General features: G+C 47.8%; 3 protein-coding genes. All 3 read right to left on the reverse strand.

Translation table 11 applies throughout. The features are described 5' to 3' along the window. The coding region (locus tag A3750_RS20005) for a DMT family transporter (protein ID WP_197475187.1) at positions 1 to 396 on the reverse strand (396 nt) is incomplete at its 3' end. Between the two features lie 65 nt (positions 397 to 461). Then, positions 462 to 1,640: an MATE family efflux transporter gene (locus A3750_RS20010; protein WP_197475189.1), complete on the reverse strand. Its 1,179-nt coding sequence runs from the start codon at positions 1,638 to 1,640 to the stop codon at positions 462 to 464. After that, positions 1,571 to 1,819: a hypothetical protein gene (locus A3750_RS26445; protein WP_197475188.1), complete on the reverse strand. Its 249-nt coding sequence runs from the start codon at positions 1,817 to 1,819 to the stop codon at positions 1,571 to 1,573. Before A3750_RS26445 ends, A3750_RS20010 begins: the two co-directional genes overlap by 70 nt. Positions 1,820 to 2,026: the final 207 nt, after the last annotated feature.

Consider the following 2,026-nt stretch of genomic DNA (forward strand, 5'->3'; position numbering starts at 1 on the left):
CAACTCAATTTTTGGGTAACCAAGCAAACCATATTGATCGTAAATCAGCGATGCGATGACCTGACCGCCTACGATGGAGATCGCCAACGCCAGCGCGCCCAATTTAGGAACTAAGTAAATGCTCATGGCGATATTGAACGCGCCTAAAGCGCCGCCAGCCCAAGCCCACCATGGAATGTTGTTAAACCCTTCGTTTATAAACCACGGTTCGCCTTGTTTTAAGGCAATTAAGCCGAGCACGATTGTGCCAATTGCAAAAGAAATAAAGGCCGCTTGAATCGGCGTACTAAGGCCGACGCGAAGCTGAGAATTGATGCCCGCCTGAGAAGCGAGTGAGAAGCCGACAATCACGGCTAGTAAAATGAAGATGTAACTGCTCGCCTGATCTTGCATCATACTTGTTCCCAATTACCTTTCTGAATGGGGTTTTCGCCGCATTTTTCGTTGCGTACTGCTCTATTTTACACGCCGTGTCGTTTCGCCTTTGCTTGAGCAAATGCCCTGCGGAACATCCAAATAGAAACGATTCCGGCAAGTATGTTGCCTGCTGCTGCGCCCACCATCAAGCCGGGTAGATCGTTAATGATCGATCCGAGGTACATGCAAGGCACATAACAGATAAACAGACGTGCGACCGATATTTTAAGGCCATCCATGGGGCGGCTGATTGCGTTGCTCGCCGATACCAAAAGCATACACACGCCCAGTAGGGCGTAGCTAGCGGGAATGTACATTAGATACCATCCTACAATCTCTGCGATCTGCGGGTTACCTGTTAGCGCTTGGCTAATCGGGGCCTCAAATAACCAAAGTATTACGGCCAGGCCGAGCTGCCAGATAACAAGGCTTTTTATCGCCAGCTTTAAAAGCAGGGCGATATGGCCGAAATCTTGTGCACCATAAGCCTTCCCGATCATCGGAGGCAAAGACATGGTCATCGCTAACACGAGAATGATGGAGAAAAATTCGACTCGAATGCCCATGCCCCAAGCCGCAACACTCTCTGTCCCATGAGAGGCAACGAGGTAGGTTGCCAGCATCGATGATAGGGCAGGAAGAAGTTGGCTCGTCATCGCTGGTAGCGCAATACTTAAAATACTGCGTGTTTTCTCAACAAAGTTATTGAAGATATGACTGAAAATCATCCATCCACGCTTAAAAATTTGGGGATAGATTATTAGCACGCCAAGAAAGAACGAGTTAAGTGTTGCCCAAGCGGCGCCTGCGAGGCCAAGGTCAAATACAAAAATATAGAGCGGGTCGAGTGCAATATTGATTAGGCTCGTTGCGACCATACCAAAGCCCGGAAGTAAGGTGTTTCCGTTAGCCCGGCATATACTGTACCCGAAATAAACAAACGCACCGAAGAACGCGCCGACAAGCCAAATCGCCCAAAATTCATCAACATAAGGCATTAGTTCTGGCGTGCCGCCGAGCATTTGAACGATCTGAGCACGAAACAGCCAAGTGATGAGCGCGAGAACGGCAAACACCACGGAACCAATTAGCACAATAAGACCGGCCAATTCCTTCGCTTGCTGTTCCTTATTTGCCCCTAAAAGCTGCGAGATTAACGCGGTCGTTGCAATGCCGATGCCGACCTGAATGCCGATAAAAGCTGATAGATAGGGATTGTAAATCCAACGACCGCGAGCGGCGCAACACCTAAACGAGCGATAAACACAGAGTCAACCAACTGAAAACTCATTAAAGAGATAATGCCAATCAGCATCGGCCATGTCATGCGAACGAGTTCTTTAAACTCAGCGCGTTCTATGCCGGAGGTGTCTATTTTGTTTGGTTGTGTGTTGGAGGACATTGTTCGCTCTTTTCTGGTTATTATGCGTGAACTAAACGATACAGTAGAGCGCTACTTTTAGATTAAAGTGTTCCGATTATAAAAATATTAGGTACTTACTTGAACGCTTTTAGCACCGAGGTGATGACCGTCTCTGGGTCTTTATAGTCAATAGGCAGCGAGGTACGGTGACCATCTTTTTCTAGAATCCAGGATGGAAAGCTGTTT

This window comes from Oleiphilus sp. HI0079 (assembly GCF_001635105.1).